At 34.7% G+C, this 17,287-nt stretch carries 13 protein-coding genes; 4 read left to right on the top strand and 9 right to left on the bottom strand.

What is annotated here, in order from left to right; translation table 11 throughout:
• Positions 1-11 precede the first annotated feature (11 nt).
• Positions 12-473, top strand: coding sequence for a hypothetical protein (locus tag IPP61_07125; GenBank protein MBL0324938.1), 462 nt, complete (start codon positions 12-14; stop codon positions 471-473).
• On the opposite strand, the gene IPP61_07120 is transcribed toward IPP61_07125, so the two are convergent.
• The 8 genes from IPP61_07120 to IPP61_07085 form a co-directional block, all read right to left on the bottom strand.
• Positions 467-2,605, bottom strand: coding sequence for a hypothetical protein (locus IPP61_07120; GenBank protein ID MBL0324937.1), 2,139 nt, complete (start codon positions 2,603-2,605; stop codon positions 467-469). The two genes, IPP61_07125 and IPP61_07120, sit on opposite strands and share 7 nt — an antisense overlap.
• Positions 2,606-2,797: 192 nt before the next feature.
• A complete protein-coding gene (locus tag IPP61_07115; protein ID MBL0324936.1) occupies positions 2,798-3,430 on the bottom strand; it encodes a peroxiredoxin in 633 nt (210 codons plus the stop codon).
• Between the two features lie 222 nt (positions 3,431-3,652).
• The gene (locus IPP61_07110) at positions 3,653-4,201 is read right to left on the bottom strand and encodes a hypothetical protein (GenBank protein MBL0324935.1); all 549 of its coding nucleotides are present in this window, start codon (positions 4,199-4,201) and stop codon (positions 3,653-3,655) included.
• Between the two features lie 260 nt (positions 4,202-4,461).
• Positions 4,462-5,079, bottom strand: coding sequence for a hypothetical protein (locus tag IPP61_07105; protein MBL0324934.1), 618 nt, complete (start codon positions 5,077-5,079; stop codon positions 4,462-4,464).
• A 30-nt stretch (positions 5,080-5,109) separates the two neighbouring features.
• Positions 5,110-5,439 carry a DUF5615 family PIN-like protein gene (locus tag IPP61_07100; protein MBL0324933.1) on the bottom strand — a complete coding sequence of 110 codons (330 nt, stop codon included), beginning with the start codon at positions 5,437-5,439 and terminating at the stop codon, positions 5,110-5,112.
• A gap of 11 nt (positions 5,440-5,450) precedes the next feature.
• Complete coding sequence (locus tag IPP61_07095; GenBank protein MBL0324932.1) at positions 5,451-5,678, bottom strand: DUF433 domain-containing protein; 228 nt, start codon at positions 5,676-5,678, stop codon at positions 5,451-5,453.
• Positions 5,679-5,791: 113 nt separating this feature from the next.
• A complete protein-coding gene (metG, locus tag IPP61_07090; protein ID MBL0324931.1) occupies positions 5,792-7,858 on the bottom strand; it encodes a methionine--tRNA ligase in 2,067 nt (688 codons plus the stop codon).
• Positions 7,859-8,216: 358 nt separating this feature from the next.
• Positions 8,217-9,026 (bottom strand): PKD domain-containing protein, encoded by an 810-nt coding sequence (locus IPP61_07085; GenBank protein MBL0324930.1) that lies wholly within the window; start codon positions 9,024-9,026, stop codon positions 8,217-8,219.
• Positions 9,027-9,520: 494 nt separating this feature from the next.
• Here IPP61_07085 and IPP61_07080 point away from each other — a divergent pair, with 494 nt between their 5' ends.
• Both IPP61_07080 and IPP61_07075 read left to right on the top strand, forming a co-directional pair.
• The gene (locus IPP61_07080) at positions 9,521-12,598 is read left to right on the top strand and encodes a hypothetical protein (GenBank protein ID MBL0324929.1); all 3,078 of its coding nucleotides are present in this window, start codon (positions 9,521-9,523) and stop codon (positions 12,596-12,598) included.
• A 686-nt stretch (positions 12,599-13,284) separates the two neighbouring features.
• A complete protein-coding gene (locus IPP61_07075) occupies positions 13,285-13,809 on the top strand; it encodes a hypothetical protein (protein ID MBL0324928.1) in 525 nt (174 codons plus the stop codon).
• 75 nt (positions 13,810-13,884) lie between these two features.
• Here IPP61_07075 and IPP61_07070 read toward each other — a convergent pair whose 3' ends face one another.
• Positions 13,885-14,544 carry a phosphatidylserine decarboxylase family protein gene (locus IPP61_07070; GenBank protein MBL0324927.1) on the bottom strand — a complete coding sequence of 220 codons (660 nt, stop codon included), beginning with the start codon at positions 14,542-14,544 and terminating at the stop codon, positions 13,885-13,887.
• A gap of 89 nt (positions 14,545-14,633) precedes the next feature.
• On the opposite strand from IPP61_07070, the gene IPP61_07065 reads away from it, so the two are divergent.
• Positions 14,634-17,186 (top strand): hypothetical protein, encoded by a 2,553-nt coding sequence (locus tag IPP61_07065; GenBank protein MBL0324926.1) that lies wholly within the window; start codon positions 14,634-14,636, stop codon positions 17,184-17,186.
• Positions 17,187-17,287: the final 101 nt, after the last annotated feature.

The raw sequence follows: 17,287 nt of genomic DNA, 5'->3' as shown, positions 1-17,287 counted from the left end.
TTAATAAAAAAATGGTATTTGACGACGACGATTTTGAAGAAATGGATGATGAGGAAATGGAAAGGGAAATGGAAGAAGAGCGAAATCGAAAAGCCAACCTGCCCATCGTAAAAAAAGCAAAAGAAATTTTCAGAACTGTTCATAGTCTGATTGCCACCATCGACTATGAAAAAGATACTATGGCTTACAGAGATATTTTGTTTGAAGACATTGCTATCATCAATGCAAAGATCTCCGGGGCTGAAGCCATGACCCTATATTCCTTGAAAATGGAAAATGCGGTTTTGATTAAAATACATGCCCGAAGTATCATTACGACCACTTCAGGAATGAAAATGATGAAATTGGGCCATGAAGACTATCTCAATGTATTACGGGGCGAAATGGAGGAATTTCGGAAACTGTTTGTAGAATGGATCAACACTTTTGACAAAACTAACGACATCCCTGATGATTGGGGGCTGTTTTATTGAAATTGTTTAGTTAAATTAATAAAATCCGGATCAGAAAGTAGTGATTCCCAATCTTTATCACTTAAAACATGGTTTATTGATACAATTTTGTTCCTAAATGACCTTTCTAGAAAATTTAGAGCATTTGATTTTTCATTTAATAATGCATAAACACAGGATAAATCATAGGTTTTTGTAGAGTCTAATTGGAATGCTTTTATACATTTATCAAGTGCTTGATTTAAAATGCTATTATCTTTAGTAAGATGAAATTTTGAAATTAATGCATATCCCCAAGTACCAAAAGTATCCGAATAATCTGGATTAATCTTTAGTGATTCTTTTATTAACTCAACGCATTCTTCAAACATTTTAACTTCTTGCTTATTTGTTGCCAAATTTGCCAAGGATGTTGCTAAATTATTCAAATAAATGGCGTTAATTGGATTGTTACTAATAAGTTTTTTAAAGTACTCAATACTCTGTTCAAAAAATATGTTCTCTTTTTTTAACAGACCTAATTCATTCAATGCTAAGCCTAAATTATTTAGACCGTCTCTGTATGAAGGGTTTACTTTTATTGTAATTTTGAATTTTTCAATACATTCAAATAAATAATCTTCTACTTTAGTCAATTTATATAAATTGAAAAGTGAAGCACCCCAATTTAAATTAATTGTAGGGTTATTAGGGAACCATACTGAAGCAGTTTTAAAATCTTCAATGCTTTCGAGGTATAAACTGGAATCAAGATTCATCTTTGCTATCCCAAATTTTGTAGTACCAATTCCACTTAGAGCTGATAAATTGTTTGGTTTTAGTTCAAGGGATTTTCGATGAAATGTAAATGCCATTTTAAAACTACTTAAACTAGAATCTAATTCACCGAGTTGACTCCAAACATTTCCAATGCCACTATAAGTTGGTGAACTATTTGGCGAAAGCTCTATTGCTATTTTGTATTTTTCTAACGATTTAAGATATTCATTTTTAGATCTTTTTTCTTTTCCCAATTGATAAAAATGATTTCCCCAATTATGATATAAATTCGCTATAGGCTCATTTAAAATAATTGCATTTAATACTTTAGATTTTTTTAGAAACTCCTCTGCTTTAGAAAAATCATTCTTTGCTATAGCCTCTAAAATCTCTTGCTCAAGTTTATTAACGGGTTCATTTTCAAGTATTAAAATAGCTTTCTCTACCATTTCTTTACTTTTGTCTAACCGTTCTCCTAAAAAGACAAATTTTTCTAAGTATTTTTCTTCTCTACCATATTCTTCTATGTCTTTTATTTTTAACATCATCGTTTTTATAAAAGAAAATGGTTTGTTAAATATTTGAGGTGTTTCTAAATTTAATCCTGAGTGCAATTCAAGAAAAAAGGCATCGGAATCATACCCAGAAACAGTGAAAGCGTTCTTTAACTCTACATCTAAGAGATTTTGTTTGACTTTTTCAATAGGTTCGGTATTTTTATTTGTAACCCAATATAAATCATTATCAAAACTTTCAAATTTCGAAATTTCATCAAGTATTTCATCTGAACCACTATACCCAACTATTATCCATGTTCTTTTGTTACATACTCTGTTAAAAAGTTTTGGCAAAATATCCTTAGTTTTTGCCAACTCTCCTTTGGCATTTAATAACCATTGACCATGATGCTGTCCATGTAAATAGGTAATTGAACCCTTTTGAAAATCAGTTGTAGTGAAATCATTTAAGTTTGATAAATCATAAATTGGGGGAATTTTATTAAACAAGGCACATGCCTTTATTAATAAATCATCAAAATTGGGAGTAAAAACGAAATCAACATAATCTTCGATTAGTAATTGGGCAAGATAAATATGTGAAAGATTGATTTTAACCCTATCATGGTTATTATAAAAGGAAAAAATGCCCCTCCTTTCATCAGCGGAAAGAGCATCCATTAGGGTGTAATAGTCTTTTTTGCCAGCTTCGTCCAGATTTCTAATGGATGGTTTTTCGCTAAAATCTTCTAAAATTTTTTCTACAATGGAATTAGTTCCAGGAATACCTGCAGTAATAGAGACCCCAGCTCCTATAAGAATTATAGGTTTAGGTAGATTATTTTTTTTAGCATTTTCAATAATATATACAATATCTTCAATACTTCTGTGCTTCATTGTCTTATTATAAATATTTTACAAAAATATGTATTGTAAAGACTTTATCAAGTAAATGTTTTATTAGTCTTTTGAAGCCTATATTTAATAATACCCGACCAAAGAGGGCTGTTTTATTGATACATTTCAAAAAAAAGAGACCGAACGTTCTGAGTTCAGTCTCTTAAAAAATCTATTTTGTTAATTTCCCTTTCAGTTTTGAGAAAAATAGCTCGCAACCCCCTCATTGGTAGCTGTCATGGCCAGTTCACCCTCTTTCCAGTTGGCAGGGCACACTTCGCCGTATTCTTCTACATGCTGAAGTGCATCCAATAGTCTCAAATATTCATCTACGCTACGACCCAATGGCAGATCGTTGATCGATTCGTGCCGTACAACTCCTTCTTTATCAATCAAAAAAGTACCTCTGAAAGCAATTGGATTTCCCTCAAATGACCACGATTTTGTTTCAGCATTGAATACATATTCGCCACCCAACACTCCAAAATTCATTGAGATGGTTTTTGCGGTATCAGCAACAATCGGGTATTTCACACCTTCGATTCCTCCCTTTTTCTTTGGAGTAGTCAACCAGGCAAGATGAGTTTCTTCGGTGTCAGTCGAACAAGCTACCACAGCACAATTTCTTTTTTCAAATTCTTCCAGTTTAGCCTGGAAAGCGTGAAGCTCAGTAGGGCATACAAATGTGAAATCCTTTGGATAAAAGAAGAAAATCACATGTTTTTCTCCCAAATATTGGTCTAAACTAAAGTTCTCAACGATTTCGTAACCTTTTACTACTGCTCCCGCTGAGAATGATGGATATTTTTTTCCTACCAGTGACATTTTATATTATTTTTAATTGATGTATTCTTATTTAAATACAAAAATACGAATTGTTTGGGTAGATTTTTTTATTCTAAAAATGTTATAAAAAATTCTTTAAATATTTCAATAACATTGTTTTAGCTCAAAATAAAATTCAAACCTATACTTTCGAAAGAATTGGAAAAATACAAGAAACGGGAAATGTTAAAACTTCTATTTTAACAAATAACCAGAAGAAAATTATCGAATTCTAACACCCACTTTCAGTCCCCAAGTACCAATTTTAGAAGTAATTTTTTGGCCTAAGGCAGGATACGAAGCAATTGCATATTCTGCTTTTGCAAAGAATCTTTTTCCAAACTTTGCCCCACCATCAAAACGAGTTTCGTGGCCAATTACGCGGCCTTCTGTGTCTTGTTTGATCACTTGATTAAACAACAAACTATAGCCAATGAAAGGAATTATCTTTTGGTCTCTTTTGAGTTCGTGGGTAATATGAACGCCATAATAAGATATTCCGTAATTTTTCGTACCTGTTTTTATTGGTGGAATTGCCGTATAACCAATTGGAAATGAAATAAATGCAGCTGGCTTTTTCTTAAATCCCGATACCTGCCATCCATAATCAAACGCAAATGCAAACCCAGTCTTAGAAATATCAGTAAAATTAGATTTTCGTACGCCAGTGTAACCCATCTCAAAAGTCAACCTTTTGGGAGATTTTTCCAAATCTTGAGCAAGTGCAGAAATAGGAATGACGCTGAAAATTATCAGCAAAGCTTTTTTCATCAATTAGTGTTTAGAATTAAACCACAAATATCCGACAATTGGACGAATTGCGAAATTTTATTTGGGATTTTGTGGAGGATTTGGTTGGAACTTTAAAATAAAAAGTATCTAACCGACAGCTTTTATACATCTATTCTTTAGCGATACTTTGAGAAATGTGGTTTAGAAACTTAGATTTCTCCAACTAAAGTATCATTATTTATTTACAAGTATCAGTAAATTAGTGTTTTATATAATTTAGAAAAACAATACTCACGAAATTATTTTTTCTTCAAACTTCCTCTGAATCGGGAATTCATCATTTCTATGTATTCTTCAATGGGAGGAAGTCCCATTTCCAATCGCCTCTGATTGAGATTCTTAGGATCTATACATTTCTTTGGTTGATAAGAAGTCTCATCTTCATTTAATTCCATTTGAGTGCCATAAACCTGTTGTTGTTGTGTGTTTACTTTTACTCTATCAGTTAAATATGCAAAATTGACTTTTGAGGCATTTTCTTTTTTGACCTCATTCTCCATTAAATCCAAAACAAGAATCTGAAAATCAGGATGCTGATCTTGATGTTGCATTAATATCCAAAAACCGCCAGAGCCTTCTTTTCCGACCAAATCAAACCCAGGAAAACCAAACTGCTCTATGATTTTCTTTAATTCAAAATAGTTGGAACTATCAACCTGGGCTGATTTTGCTATGATTTGATCCAACGTAAGATTGGTAGAAACCGCTTCACCGTTTTGAAGCTTTGTAAGTTCATTTCTCCAAAACTGGTCTACTTTTTTGAGGCTGTCTAAGCGAGAAATTAAATTTCCATTTAAGGGTTTCTGTGAGAAAGTTGAAAATGTGATTAGTGTAAAAAAGAGAGTAAATCCTTTCATAAAACCGTGTTTTAAGTTTGAAATAGTAAATCAAAACAACTCTAAAACCCCAAATTCAGATTGGCTCCAAAATTCCCTAATTAAATCTTGTTTTTTTACCAATAAGTTGGCCAGATACTGGGTACTTTGGTTACCTGTTTTCAGAGCTATAACCTTTGGGGGAAAACCATATATGCTTACCAAATCAATAAAATCTTCGTCATTAGTAATAATCGAAAATTGTTTTTCTTTAGCATAATCCCAAATTTCTTGATCTTTTGCTGGTTTGTTTAATTTTGTTTTTGATATATGAAGAAATTCAAAACCATTCAGATTATTTAGTTTTGAAACTATTCTCCAAGAAATATTTTCATCAATCAAGAACTTCATTATTAAGAAACTATTGTCCTTATCATAGATTCACGATTCGCAGAAAAAGCAAGAGCGGCAAAAATGGATTGCTCCGTAAGTTGGGGAAAATCTTCTAATATTTCGCCAGTAGTCATACCTGACGCCAACCAATTGAGTACATCAGAAACTGCAATCCGAGTTCCAGAAATGCATGGTTTCCCAAACCTTATTTGTGGGTCAATACTTATCAAATTTGAGTTTGCTACCATATTGAAAAATATATTTAATCAAATATAAATGTATTTTTTTACCTTTTCATTACTTCGAAAATTAAAATCAAAGATGAAAATAATTAAGGTATTGGAATATCACCAATTCCCCCTCAACTCACCCCAGCACCATTCCAAACCTCCTTATGAGGCTGTAAAAGGCTAAGCGATCCATCTTTGTCTTCAGCCATCAGAATCATGCCTTGCGACTCTATGCCCATCATCATTCTTGGGGCAAGGTTGGCTATAAAAGTTACTTGTTTGCCTACCATTTCTTCTGGCGTAAAATGTTCTGCTATGCCGCTCAAAATCGTGCGTTTTTCAAGGCCGTCATCAATCAAAAACTTAAGCAATTTCTTACTTTTTTTCACTGCCTCGGCTTCCAAAATAGTACCTATTCTGATATCTAGCTTAGCAAAATCATCAAATTGAATATTCTCTTTCAGTGGAGCTACGGTTTTTCCTTCCAGTTCGTTCATGCGTTTAGCGTCCAGTAATTTTTGTACTTGTTTGTCTATCGTTTCGTCTTCTATTTTCTCAAAAAGCAGTGCTCCTGGGCCTATTTCTAGTCCTGCTGGTACCAAATCTGCGTTTCCGGCATCAATCCATTCGTGTTTCGGACCGTTCAAATTCCATTCTGAAAGCTTCAGTTGCTCAAACAATTTCTCCGAAGTAAACGGCAAAAACGGCTCAGCAACCAAGGCCAAAGTAGCCGTAATCTGCATAGCAATGTTCATAATGGTTTTTACACGTTCCGGGTCTTCCTTTATAGCTTTCCATGGCTCGGTTTCAGCCAGATATTTATTGCCTAGTCTGGCTATTTCCATCATGCTGGCCAAGGCATCTCTAAACTTATAATTTTTTATTGCATCCGACACATCGCATGGCAACTGTTTCAGTGCGTCAAGTGTCTGTTGGTCAATATCTTGCAATGCACCTTTTTCGGGTACTTTTCCTTCGTAAAACTTCTGCGTAAGCACCACCGTACGATTTACAAAATTGCCGAAAATCCCAACTAACTCCGAGTTGTTTTTGGTCTGGAAATCCTTCCAAGTAAAGTCATTGTCTTTGCTTTCAGGTGCATTGGCCGCCAAAGCATAACGCAACACATCCTGCTTGCCCGGAAACTCCTCCAGGTATTCATGCAACCACACTGCCCAGTTTCGAGAAGTCGAAATCTTGTCATTTTCCAAGTTCATAAACTCGTTGGCAGGTACATTATCCGGTAAAATAAAGCTTCCTTCCGCCATCAATGTCGCCGGGAAAATAATACAGTGAAACACGATATTATCCTTTCCTATAAAATGCACCAACTTCGTGTCTTCATTTTTCCAATATTCCTCCCAGTTTTTCCCATTGGCTGCTGCCCACTCTTTGGTCATTGAAATGTAGCCAATTGGAGCATCAAACCAAACATATAGCACCTTGCCTTCGGTATCTGGCAATGGTACTTTCACACCCCAATCCAAGTCGCGGGTCATGGCACGCGGTTGCAAACCTTGCTTCAACCACGACTGACACTGCCCAAACACGTTCGGCTTCCATTCTGGGTGGCTGTTTACATATTTTTCTATCTCAGGCTGCATTCTGTCCAGTGGCAGATACCAGTTTTTAGTAGCTTTCATCACTGGTTTATTACCCGAAAGCGAAGACCTAGGATTAATCAAATCCGTAGGCGATAGCGTTGAGCCACATTTTTCACATTGGTCGCCATATGCATCCGGATTATGGCAATTCGGACATTCGCCCACAATATATCTATCTGCCAAAAATGTCTGTGCCGATTCGTCAAAATACTGCTCCGTTTCTACTTCGTCAAAATACCCTTTGTCATAAAGCGTCTTAAAAATCTCCTGCGAGGTCTCATGATGCACAGGATTCGAGGTGCGAGAATAGATGTCAAACGAAATCCCAAACTGCTCAAACGAGTCCTTGATGATTCCATAATACTTGTCTACCACCGCTTGCGGTGTAGTGCCCTCCTTCTTGGCTTTGATTGTAATTGGCACGCCATGCTCATCGGTTCCACTTATAAACGCCACATTTTTGCCCTTCAGCCTCAAATAACGCACATAAATATCAGCAGGTAAGTAGCAACCAGCCAAATGACCAATGTGGATGGGCCCGTTGGCATAAATCAAAGCGGCTGTAACAGTATATCTTTTCGGATTGTTCTTCATCTTGTTTTCTCAAAAAATTCCCACCCAAATCCTTTTCAGGGTGCTTTCGGCTGCAAATTTAGTGAATAATTCTGACAAATAATTTGGGCATGCCCCCGCCACATTCCGCTATCACTACATGTGTCGGGGTCGGGCTCTTTGCTCCCGCTCCACGCTTAGGCGTGGGAGCTCCGCGACGATCCCTCATGCGGAAGGAAATAGAAAGAATTATTTAGGTCAGTACCCCAGGTAAGTCAGGTTAAAAATCATTTAGTAACCAATGTCAAAATCGAAAAACAAAGATTAAGAAAATACTGTAAATATCCCTCTTAGATGGCAAAAAAGGAAATTCATAGGCTTGTTAGTTTTTTGAAATTTCTTATGGTTCTATCGAAAAAAAAAGATTCTCCAATTTTATTTTTACTTTATAATTAGTCCCATCATCAGATCTGAACAAGCCATCATATTCTGCATTTAACCTGTTTTTCGAAAATGAGAATATTTTCCAGTTACCATAGGATTCAAAAATATTTATTAGTTCATTATTTATTATTAAATGAGCTGAAATAAATTTTGGCGAAATATTTAATATTGATTTCTTACTAATTTGAGATTTAATAGGCTTTGGTGCGAAATACACCCTCTCCTTTATATTATATTTTTCATTTTTTTGGTCTATCCAATACGCAAGGCTTATTTCATTTTCTGAGATTGAAATTCTAGGTTTGGATTCAGTTGGATAAGTTGCACCCTTGATGTCATTTATTTCATACCTTATTATCCCAGCTCCCGAAGTTTCGACACTTAAAGGTTTAGAAAAGACACCAGTATATGGGAACATCGATTGGTATTTTGAATTATCAACCAAATCGTTAGAATTTTCAATTACAACTTCTTTGGAAAAAATACTCTTTTTGTTTTCACTCCAACCTGTCAAGGTAACAATATAGGTTTTATTAATAAAGAAATTATGCTCTGGGGACACTTGGCTTGAACTTTCACCATCACCAAAATCCCATAAATATTCCTTCACATTTTTACTTTCATTGATAAAAACAACATCACCATTCTCTCCAATTGTATAAGAAAAAGAAATTTCAGGTTCAGGCATTGAATCATATTTGGAACATCCCAGATTGTGAACTATTACAGAAAAGAAGATAAAGTAAATTGTAAATTTGGATTTCATATTGTAATAGATTTTACTTAAATTAATTCAAACCCTAAAAAACAACCTGTTTAATTTTATTCCCCCCTTAACCAGCAATGTTTCAGATTGTTTACAATTGCAAATTTAGTGAATAATTCTGACAAATATCTTGGGCATGCCCACGCTTTGGCGTGGTCGGGCTCTCTGCTCCCGCTCCACGCTAAGGCATGGGAGCTCCGCGACGATCCCATATGCGGCTTTGTATAAAGTAAAGAAATGTTAAATTGGTAAATCAAAAAGCCATAGTGATTAATAGAAAAATTTCTCTGCAACGAAGGTCAGGCCAGTAATTAAAATAACTGGGGGTTAAGTTAAACTCAAATGCACTGCAATCTAAACCATTTAAAAATTTCACAAATTATTGTATTATAATAATAATGAAACTTCTATATAGACATTAACAAAGCCTTTTTATTTTAAAATCTTTTTTTCAACGTCAAGGATAAGTTAATTTGCGAAAAAAAATTTCACAAATGAGAATTCTCACTTTTGCTTTAATTCTATTTTCTATTAATATTGTTTACAGTCAAACTTTATTAAAAGACATAAATCCAGGGGATGGTAATACTTTTCTAAAACAAACCATCACCACTTCAGATAGAATTTATATCATTCCAGAGTCATCAACTTATCCGGCAAAATGTCATATTTACAATATTGCACAAGATAGTTTATCTTCGGTTCTTTTACCGAATTTTAGAAATAATAATAGTATTTTCATATTTAAGAATGAGGTATATGTACTTGGTTTTCAGAACTTTCAGAATACTATACTGTACAAGATAGATACAGTAGACTATTCTTTGGATGTAGTATATAATTTCGGAACTGAGTCAACCAATCGTGAGATATCAGAAGTAATTGTGGGAGAAAATGTAGTGTATATGCTTTTTGCTTCGCCAAATCAACAATGGGTCACCAAAGGCACCTCTGGAACGACCTCATTAATAGATAGTCACACAAATAGCAACATAAAATTCAAAAAACTAGTCGGCAATAAATTATTCTATGCCCTCCAGACAAGCTGGTATTACAGTTTAATAGGTCTTTATGAGGATACCTATTGGAGTCACTTTTACGGTAATTTTAAACTAGGCTCATTTAATAATATGGAGTCCTTAAATGGGGAGTTGTTTTTCTCAGGATCTTTGGAAACTGAAGGAAACAATTTTGAGCCATGGAAGACTTCACTGAATACTGTGGCTCGAATGCAAGAATTATCCTCCGGGAGTTCTGGTAGTTATCCTTTTAATTTCAGGAAATTTGGAAATAAAGTGCTATTTAATGCAAATGGTAATGAACTTTATGCCACAGATGGTTCAACTACTGATTTTCTTGCGAATGTCACGATGTCTGGTGAGGGTAGTGAAAATAATGGTATTTTCTATTTTAGTGGAAATCAATCCTCTAGTGGGTTTGAACCATGGAAAACTAACGGTAATTCAGCAGGTACGCAACTAATTCAGGAGTTAAAAGTTGGTACTGATAGTGGTATTGAGAATCTTACATTTCCTAAGTCAACTTTTTCATCTGTTGGCGATAAAGCTATATTTAGAGGTGTAAGTGCCATAAATGGGAAGGAGTTATTTCTTACAGACGGTTCTATAGTAAATTTATTAAAAGAATTTAGCCCAGGAACTGCAAATTCTTTTATTGGGGAATTTTATAATATTGGGAATAAAGTTATTTTTCTTGCTGCAAATAGCTTAGAAGAAAACAGGGAGTTATATGTTTCTGATGGAACACCCAATGGAACAGTTCCACTAGCTTCTCTATTCACCTCATTTCCAATTTCCCAAACCTACCCAATCAAAAAGGGAAGCAATTATTTTTTATTTCAAGCATTCAACAACACGATTGGCTATGAACTTTTCATTTATTTCCTTAATACCAACTCCGTTAAACTTTTAAAAAATGTTAATATTAACAAAAGAGGAATAAGCTATAATCCTACAAATCAGAGTTTTGCATTTAAAATTGGTCAGAAGCAGTTATTCTTTGCCAATGATTCGGAGCACGGAAATGAACTTTGGGTAACTGACGGGGATTCCTCTAATACATTTTTATTGAAGGACTTTACCAAACAAGCTTACAAACTTAATGGCCAATTTTTAGAACTTACAGGGGATTATCGAACCAATACTTTCGTCAATTCAATTTATGCTGACGATAATTTTGCAATTTTAGTGATTAATGGAAACGAAGTTTGGAAAATAAACAATAATTTAACTTTAGAAAATTTGTATAAATCTGATATTTTTTCTTCCCCTTTTTTTGAGAATAATAATCCTATTTTTAAAGATAATGGACGATTCTTTTTTCTATTAAACAACAACAATTGGTATACAACAGACGGAACAGCATTGGGTACATATGCCATCGCTAATCAATTTACCGTAAAAAGAATTTTGGGAAAATTAGGCAATGATTTGATTTTTTATGCAAATGATAATTTGGTAGGTGATGAGGTGTTCAAACTAGATTTGACAACACTCGGTATAACTTTGCTAAAAGACATAAATCCTGGTTGGCAATCATCTATTTCCTTCAATTCTTACTCTTCAACTATTGGAAATTCAATAGTTTTCATAGCATTTAACGACACCTATGGACATGAGTTTTGGGTTACTGATGGAACAATTTCTGGAACGCAATTATTGAAAGATATCAATAACTTATCCCAATCTTCTATGGATCAGGGTTTTGTATATGGCCGAATAGGAAATGCAATAATATTCTCAGCCAATACTGAAAATGGACTATCACTTTGGCGAACAGATGGTACTACTAATGGAACATTTATCCTAAAAGATTTAAATTCCACATCAACTTATGAAATATTCAGTTACGTAAATTATAATCTTGATTCTACACACATTATTTTTTTAGCAAATGACTATACTAATGGATATGAGCCATTTATAACAGATGGCACAAGTGAAGGCACTAAAATGATATCTAATTATAGTTCTGGACCAAATTCATCCGAATTGAGTTTTAACAATAATGCGGTAAAGGTTCAAAACGACATATATTTTGTCATAAGCGGAAACAAATTGGTTAGATACAATACAATCACCTCAAGTATTTACACATTCAATACTAACTTCCATTATCCCTTGTATTTTTTTAAAAACAACAATCAGGTTTATGTCATGATAGCTGAGAATTTGATTTACCCAACGCGAATTATTAAACTTTATAAAATCACGGGGAATACATTGGAGCTTGTGAGTTCTGACCAGCTTAATACTTCTGTTAATTACATTCCGGTGGTTAAACCTTTTTTTAACCAAAAGGATAAATTCTTTTTTGCTTTGGATGCGGATAATAATGAAGAAATTTACTTCTATAAATTCTGTAGGGATATTCTTGATATAAATATGTCAAATATAAGTATACAAAATTCTGCCAACGAATATATCACTTCAGGGATGGTTTTGACACAGACTTTAGTAAATTTCTCTGCTGGGAAAGCCATAGATTTAAGTCCTGGTTTCCAAACCAGTATGTCGGGAGTTTTTAAGGCTGAAATAAAAGGGTGTCAATAAAGTTGACATGCCCCGCCCCATTCCGCTATCACTACATGTGGCGGGGTCGGGCTCTCTGCTCCCGCTCCACGCTTAGGCGTGGGAGCTCCGCGACGATCCCTCATGCGGTTTTGATGTTTCATAATTTAATCAAAGTAACATATCTAAAAAAATATAAATTCAGTTCATTTCATTACAATCACTTGATAGTCAAATAAATATACAACGGTTAGATTTGATATAAATAAATAAAAAAAAGTTTGGAATTCTCCCCTCCCCCTACATATTTTGTACCGAAATTATGATTTCGAAATCAATTACACAGGGGCAAATCTGTCCATACAGATAGGTAAATAGCTATTCCACCTGAAAGAGAGTGCTACTAAATTTTTAACAATACTTTCTAAAAAAATGGCATATTTTAAGGTCCTCAATATTTTCTGGAATTTCATGCCAAACACCAAATGGTAATTAATACTCAGTTAATGAATCTAACTCAAGACTCATTGATAAATACACTTTTGATGATATATGTCAAGAACAAATAGATTATATAAATTCAAAACGGGACTTGTTACATTCCAAAAATATTGATTAACATACATATGAGTAATTTCAGAATATGGGCTAGATTATATTGCCGAATGTTGTGGTTTTTGTAATTGTTTTGTCCAGATGGTTGTTCAAGAATAATTTAATAATTCAAAATGAAGTCATTAATTATCATCCCATTTATGATTTTTTCAATGCCTTTGACTTATGGCCAAGGAAAAGTCAATAAAAACGAAATAGGTTTTTCAATATTTGGATCAAGTCTGAGAAATTCTGAAAATAGATTTTTAATCCTGAGTTTTCAAGGAGAAAGAAAGACGAAAATCTTCAAAAACAAACTTGGACTAGGGCTTTCTATTCACAATGTTCAAAACAGACACGATGGAAACAAGGATTTTGCTATAGGACCAACTTCCAATTATCATTTTCTTAAATCAGGAAAACTTGATCCTTATTTGGGACTTAGTGTAATGTATTCAAATCGAGCAGGTGAGAATAATTATACTAGTACCAATGTTCATTTGAAATACCAATATGGAATTCGTTACTTTTTTAATAAAAATTTTGGTTTTTCTTTTGAATTGTCGAACTATAAATTTGATGGAGGCTTATTTCCCACAAATCGACAAAAAAGGACTAGTGGAGTTTATCCTACTCTTGGTCTCAGAGTAAAACTATAAACTTTATCCGGTTTTGAATTTTTAAAACCGGATTTTTTATTTTAGAAATTTCATAATTTAAATTATAGTATATCCTTACACCAGCTCGGCAATCACCATCTCGCCACCACGGGTCTTATCTTCAAGATTTACCAGGATTTTGGCATCCAATGGCAAGAAAATATCAATCCTTGAGCCAAATTTGATAAATCCAAACTCCTCGCCCTGTGTAACTTTCTGACCTTCTGATACATACCATACTATCCTACGGGCCATGGCTCCGGCTATTTGGCGGAAGAGTACTTCGGTGCCGTTTTCGTGGCGGGTCACTACAGTGGTGCGTTCGTTTTCGGTGCTGCTTTTGGGGTGCCAGGCTACCAGATATTTGCCAGGATGATATTTGAAATAAGCAATCACACCCGAAAGGGGGTTAAAGTTGATGTGTACATTGAAAGGAGACATGAATATTGAAATCTGCTTTCTGGGGCCTTTAAAATATTCGGTTTCAACCACCTCTTCAATCACCACTACCTTGCCGTCAGCCGGTGCGATGATGTGCTTTGGGTTTATTGAGGTTTTTCTAGTAGGTTTGCGAAAAAATTGCAGTACAATTAAAAATAAAACGAGGCAAACCACAAATAATAAGGTGTGAACCACGTTCTGACCCGGGGTAAAGTACTTAACAAGACTAAACACCAGAGCAAGCGTAATGGTCGAAACCAACAGTGTTCCAGTACCTTCTTTATGTAATGTCATTCGATTATTTTCAAAAAATTGTTCAAATATACGTCAATTTTTGATTACTTAAAAAAACGGGGCTGACCCACATATTCTGAACTGAGCTTATGAATGAAAATATTAATTTTTGGAGAGTATGGGAAAACAAAGAAAAACTACCCCTTTTCTTTGCATTTTCGGTACTTTTATTAGCGATTGGTGCCACTGTATATGTATATTTCTTTGGCCGGGAAATGGTTTTTGGCTGGAACACAGTGAGTGAATTAAACGAGAAAATAGTGAGTCTTCCAACCTATTTTTTCGGTGATTTCGGTTTTTCTTCTTCCACTCCTGTCTGGTATATCAAAGAACGGTATTTACCTGCTATTGCCCAGATCCCGGTATGGGTTTACTATTTGCTTTTTGCTCAAATATTAACTGGCCTGTCATTTTTGCTTACTGGTTTTGCCCGATTACGTGGAGCGTGGTTTTTGGCTGGGGCTTTGGTGCTTGGAGGCTTTCTGATTAGTTTCAGACTCGAAAACCTTTACCTTTCCAACTCAAATGGACCATTTTTGATATCGTTTGTGGTTTTAGGCGGGGTCTATTATTTAAGTAATTTTTTTGGTACACGACTTCGTCCTTTCCAAATATTGGCTGGTTGGTTATTATCCTGGGCCCTTTTCTGGCTCGTTTCTCTCAAATTTTCGGCAATAAATGCCCCTATCGCCGCCATGGTAGCTTATGCTTTAATCGCCATGGTAGTCATTACGATAATTTTTACGTTTATTTCTTCTCATGAAATCTTCGCCGGATTGGTATGGTTGGTTTCAAAAAACGCTCAAAAAGGAAAAAATTCACTGCCACAATATTTTCTTATTTCGGCTATCTTTTTTGCAAATATTATCTTGATTTATCTCGAAAACTCCAACCGTATCGATGACACGGGATTTTTACTGGCACCAGTTTTTATTTTTATTATCAATGGTTTACTTGGAATCTGGGGTTTTAAACAATTATCTGAGCAAAGACAGTGGTTCAGTTTTCGTCAAACCGGACTTTATATTTATTTCGGTTTATTTTTTATTGGTTTGGCAACTTATGGATTTGCCTATGCTACCGCAAGCGATTCACTGATTGAGCTACTCAATGACCTGGTGAGTATTAGTACTTTGGCATCGAGTGTGAGCTTTTTTGTATATGTGCTTATCAATTTTAATCAGTTGTTTAAAGCCGGTCTTGATGTTCACAAAGTACTCTATAAATCACCTTTTAATCGTCTGATATTTGCCCGTACTGCAGCCGTATTTATTATACTTATATTGTTTTCTTTCAAAAATTATTTCTCCTATTTTCAATTACAATCGGCCTTATCAAGTAGTATCGGGGATTTTTACAAAACCGAAGGAGACCTGAAAACGGCAGAAACTTATTACAAAAACGCTACACATTACGAGCTTTACAATCAGAAAGCCAACCTTTCACTTGCCAGCCTGGCTGCCAGCCAAAACGACAAAATCAACGCGGCTTTTTTTTATAACCAATCATTACAAAAAACTCCGTCTGAGCAAGCATATCTGGGCCTGAGTGCCAATCTTGAAAATGAAAATATGTATTTCGATGCCCTTTTTGCATTGAAGAATGGCCAAAAGGAGTTTCCGGGTTCAAGCAGAATTTTCACAAATATCGCTTACCTACAGGCCAAAGCTAAGGTAACTGACAGTGTATTGCTCAATCTTGACCAGGCTCTGAAATCCTGTAAAAAATGTGATGTAGAAGCCACAAATTTTCTGGCTTTTTGGATAGAAAACGGTAAGTCTGAAAAGCTTCAGGAAATGGTGGATCTCGGAGAAAAGTCAAAGTCAGTATCCTATCTGGCTAATTTGTCAGCAATTGACCGGATAATTTTGAAAAGTTCTGTTGATAATAAGCCGCTTTTACAAAAAGATTCGATATTGAATATGTCAACGGCAGCATTGGTTTTTAATCAATCCGGTAATGCTAAAGTTAAAGCGGAACACAGCCTTTTGGCAAAAGAAATTTCAGGATTACAAAAGCAAAACGCCAATGACCCGGTATTTGAAGAGCTAAGTTGGTCATATGCCAATCAGCAATTCTTGCGGGAATCAAAATTGGCCGGTATTAAACAACTGACCGCCCTTGCCGGAGCCAAAACCAGGTTTAAAAATATTTATAACCAAAATCTGGCACTATGGTTATTGCAGGAAGGTCTTGTAAATCAGGCTATTGAGAGACTAAAAATAGCAGGTGACGAAACCTCAGTTAAAATGCTTTTAGGTTCAGACATCCGCCCAAAAATGGAAAAATCTCAGCAAGAACAAGCCATTAAACTTTCCAAAAATCTAACCCTATCAAACTATACCGAAATTCTGAACAAAGCTCCACTTAACCCTTATTTATTGGTAAAAATCGCAGATTTACTGACCAGCAAAAAGAAAGATTCGGAAGCTTATAATTTGCTATTTTATGCTACCGAAATCAACAATGATTCGCCGGTAATATGGAAGGCTTATATCAAAAAAGCATTGGATTTGAGTCTATGGGAATATGCCACCGATGGCTTAACAAATTTGAAACCCCTTGTGCCAAATTCAGAGTATTTAGCCTTTCAAAACTTGATATCCCAAAGAAAACAAAAAATGATTTCCGGAGATTTTTGATTAAAAATAACCTCAGGATTAATATATTTTTGGCAAAAAAATCAAATTTTAGTGAATTTCACTAACTTTGCCTACTTTTGTATAAAACCAAAATTTTCTAA

The sequence above is a fragment of the Cytophagaceae bacterium genome (genome assembly GCA_016722655.1).
GTDB lineage: Bacteria > Bacteroidota > Bacteroidia > Cytophagales > Spirosomataceae > Leadbetterella.
Note: the sequence above shows the minus strand (reverse complement) of the source record. Positions and strands in the feature narration are given on the sequence as shown.

What these genes read in the sequence shown, in the direction of transcription:
- IPP61_07075 (MBL0324928.1), top strand. Translation starts at nt 13,285, where the DNA reads ATGAAGTCATTAATTATCATCCCATTTATGATTTTTTCAATGCCTTTG.
- IPP61_07085 (MBL0324930.1), bottom strand. Translation starts at nt 9,026, where the DNA reads ATGAAATCCAAATTTACAATTTACTTTATCTTCTTTTCTGTAATAGTT.
- IPP61_07105 (MBL0324934.1), bottom strand. Translation starts at nt 5,079, where the DNA reads ATGAAAGGATTTACTCTCTTTTTTACACTAATCACATTTTCAACTTTC.
- IPP61_07070 (MBL0324927.1), bottom strand. Translation starts at nt 14,544, where the DNA reads ATGACATTACATAAAGAAGGTACTGGAACACTGTTGGTTTCGACCATT.
- metG (MBL0324931.1), bottom strand. Translation starts at nt 7,858, where the DNA reads ATGAAGAACAATCCGAAAAGATATACTGTTACAGCCGCTTTGATTTAT.
- IPP61_07080 (MBL0324929.1), top strand. Translation starts at nt 9,521, where the DNA reads ATGAGAATTCTCACTTTTGCTTTAATTCTATTTTCTATTAATATTGTT.
- IPP61_07115 (MBL0324936.1), bottom strand. Translation starts at nt 3,430, where the DNA reads ATGTCACTGGTAGGAAAAAAATATCCATCATTCTCAGCGGGAGCAGTA.
- IPP61_07065 (MBL0324926.1), top strand. Translation starts at nt 14,634, where the DNA reads ATGAATGAAAATATTAATTTTTGGAGAGTATGGGAAAACAAAGAAAAA.
- IPP61_07125 (MBL0324938.1), top strand. Translation starts at nt 12, where the DNA reads ATGGTATTTGACGACGACGATTTTGAAGAAATGGATGATGAGGAAATG.
- IPP61_07095 (MBL0324932.1), bottom strand. Translation starts at nt 5,678, where the DNA reads ATGGTAGCAAACTCAAATTTGATAAGTATTGACCCACAAATAAGGTTT.
- IPP61_07110 (MBL0324935.1), bottom strand. Translation starts at nt 4,201, where the DNA reads ATGAAAAAAGCTTTGCTGATAATTTTCAGCGTCATTCCTATTTCTGCA.
- IPP61_07120 (MBL0324937.1), bottom strand. Translation starts at nt 2,605, where the DNA reads ATGAAGCACAGAAGTATTGAAGATATTGTATATATTATTGAAAATGCT.